Origin of the sequence: Streptomyces sp. UH6, from assembly GCF_013421635.1 — a bacterium.
In the GTDB taxonomy this organism is placed as follows: Bacteria; Actinomycetota; Actinomycetes; order Streptomycetales; family Streptomycetaceae; genus Streptomyces; species Streptomyces abyssomicinicus.
In genome coordinates this window covers 1-2,487 of the sequence record NZ_JACADT010000854.1, presented here as the reverse complement: position 1 = coordinate 2,487, position 2,487 = coordinate 1, and the positions used below count along the sequence as shown (strand labels likewise).

3 protein-coding genes are annotated in these 2,487 nt (G+C 72.1%); all 3 read right to left on the bottom strand.

What is annotated here, in order from left to right:
• A partial coding sequence (gene cbiE, locus HW445_RS26720; RefSeq protein WP_180223445.1) for a precorrin-6y C5,15-methyltransferase (decarboxylating) subunit CbiE occupies positions 1–754 on the bottom strand: 754 nt, incomplete at its 3' end.
• 114 nt (positions 755–868) lie between these two features.
• On the bottom strand, positions 869–1,477 hold the full coding sequence (locus HW445_RS26715) for a GNAT family N-acetyltransferase (protein WP_180223444.1): 609 nt from the start codon (positions 1,475–1,477) through the stop codon (positions 869–871).
• A gap of 152 nt (positions 1,478–1,629) precedes the next feature.
• Positions 1,630–2,457, bottom strand: coding sequence for a MetQ/NlpA family ABC transporter substrate-binding protein (locus tag HW445_RS26710; RefSeq protein ID WP_180223443.1), 828 nt, complete (start codon positions 2,455–2,457; stop codon positions 1,630–1,632).
• Positions 2,458–2,487: the final 30 nt, after the last annotated feature.

Sequence of the window (2,487 nt, the reverse complement as noted above, 5' to 3'; positions counted from 1 at the left end):
CGTGCGGCCCCAGTCGGGACAGCTGGGCGGCGCGCAGCGGCTCGGCCTCGGCCTCGCCGAACGGACCCTCGTAGGAGTCGGCGGGAAGGACCCAGCCGCGGGGCCCGGCGGGGGCGCGGCCGGCGATCCAGGGAGCCGATTCCGCGGTGGTGGGGGCGCCGATGGCGATCACCACGTTGGGGTCGCGCCAGACGTGGTCGGCGGCGCGGTCGGAGGTGACCACGCTGACCTGCTCGCGGTCGGTGCCGAGTTCCTCGCACACGACGAAGGTCCGCGGCGCGCCCTCGAGCAGCAGGCCGAGTTCGGCGGGCCCGGCGCCGGGGGCGGTGAGGACGGCGACCTTGGTGTGGGCGCGGCAGACGTTGACCGCCCGGCGCAGGGTGCGCGGATGCGCGACGACCACCTGGGCGTCGTCCCAGGGCATCCCGGCGCGGGCGAAGGCGGCGGCGACGGAGGAGACGGCCGGGACCACCTCGACCTCGAGGCCGAACTCGGGGTCGCGCAGGGTGCGGACGACGCCGAAGAAGCCGGGGTCGCCGTCCGCGAGGACGACCGCGGTGCCGCGGTGGGCGGCGATCCGGCGGGCGGCGAGGGGGAGACTGCCGAGGCGGATCCGTTCGGCCGCGGGGGGCACCTCGGGGAGTGTCAGGTGGTGGGGGGCTCCCGCCACCAGGGTGGCGGCGCCGAGCGCGGAGCGTCCCGCGGCGGTCAGCGGCGAGCCGTCCCAGCCGATCACCGTGACCCGGTCGGCCATCGTCGTCAGTCTCCAGAGGTGGGCAGGGGTGAGCAGGGGGAGGTGTCGCCGGTGGTCGGGGAGGCCCGGACGCGGGCGCGCTGTGAGGTTACCCCGTGGACGGGAGGCCGGTGGTCAGTCCCAGTCGGCGTACTCGCCGACGCCCTCGAGGTCTTCGGGCAGCAGGCTCCAGACGATGAGGTCGGTCCGCACGTCGCTCCAGGCGCCGGTGTCGTCCTTGGCCCGGGCTATCCAGGCGCCGCGCAGGACGCCCTCGCTGACGCAGCCGATCTTCTGCGCGACCTGCTGGGAGGCGGCGTTGTCGGCCGCGGTGCGCAGCTCCAGGCGCTCGAACTTCTGGTCGCGGAAGAGCCACTGGGCGGCGGCCAGGGTGGCCTCGGTGGCGTAGCCCTCGCCGCGGGCCCAGGGGGCGACGACGTAGGCGACCTCGGCGGAGCGGATCCGCCAGTCGGTGTGGTGGAGGTGGAGGGTGCCGACGAGCCGCTGGGTGAGGAACTCGGTGACGGCCAGGACGATGCCGCGGCCCCCGGTGCGCTCGGCCGGGGCGAGGGCGCCGATCCACTGCCGGGCGTGGTCCTCGGTGTAGGGGTGCGGGACGGAGGTCCAGGCGACGACCTGCTCGTCGTTCATCATCTCGGTGAAGGCGGGCACGTCCGCCGCCTCGAGCGGGCGCAGGACCAACCGCTCCGTGCTGATGGAGATGTCGGGGAAGGTGCCGTTCATGCGCCGCTCCGTAGCGTCGGGTAACCGTTCGGACCTGCTGAACTCTTCAGCATGCAGCATGAAAGCACCGATCAGGACGGCGGGGTCCGCTCCGTGACCGGAGGGGACCCCGCGGTGTCCTGACGGTGCGTCGGCCGAAGCCGCGGCGCGTCCTAGAAGGTGGCGAGGACGGAGCCGGCGTACGTGTCCTCGATGAACTTCTTCACCTCGGGGGAGGTGAGCAGCTTCTCGAGCTTCTTGACGCGCGGGTCGTTCTCCGAGCCCTCCTTGACGACGAGGTAGTTGCCGAAGGGGCTGTTCTCGGCGGCCTCGAGGACGAGGGCGTCGTCGGCGGGCTTCAGGTCGGCCTCGATGGCGTAGTTGCCGTTGACCACGGCGGCGTCGACGTCGCCGAGGGCGCGCGGGGTCTGGGCGGCCTCGATCTCCTTGAACTCCAGCTTCTTGGGGTTCTTGGTGATGTCGGCCGGGGTGGCGTCGGCCTCGGAGCCCTTCTTCAGCTCGATCAGGCCGTTGTCCGCCAGGAGCTTGAGGGCGCGCGCCTCGTTGGCGGTGTCGTTCGGGACGGCGATCGTGGAGCCGTTCTTCAGCTCGTCGAGCTTGTCGAACTTGTCGGAGTAGAGGCCGAGGGGCTCCACGTGGACCGAGACGACGGGCACGAGGTGGGTGCCGTTCTTCTTGTTGAAGTCGTCGAGGTACGGCGTGGTCTGGAAGTAGTTGGCGGTGACCGAGCCGTCCTCGGTGGCGGTGTTGGGAGTCACGTAGTCGGTGAACTCCTTGACCTCGAGGTCGAGGCCGGCGTCCTTCGCCAGGTTGTCCTTGACGAAGGTGAGGACCTCCGCGTGCGGGACGGGGGTGGCGGCGACGACGAGCGGGCCGTCGGTGGAGGCGGCCTTGTCGTCGGAGCCGCCGCAGGCGGTCAGGCCCAGGGAGAGGGCTCCGGCGGTCAGGACGGCGGTGGTGATCTTGACGGTGTTACGCACGAAAAGTGCCTTTCCGTTGCGGCACGCGGG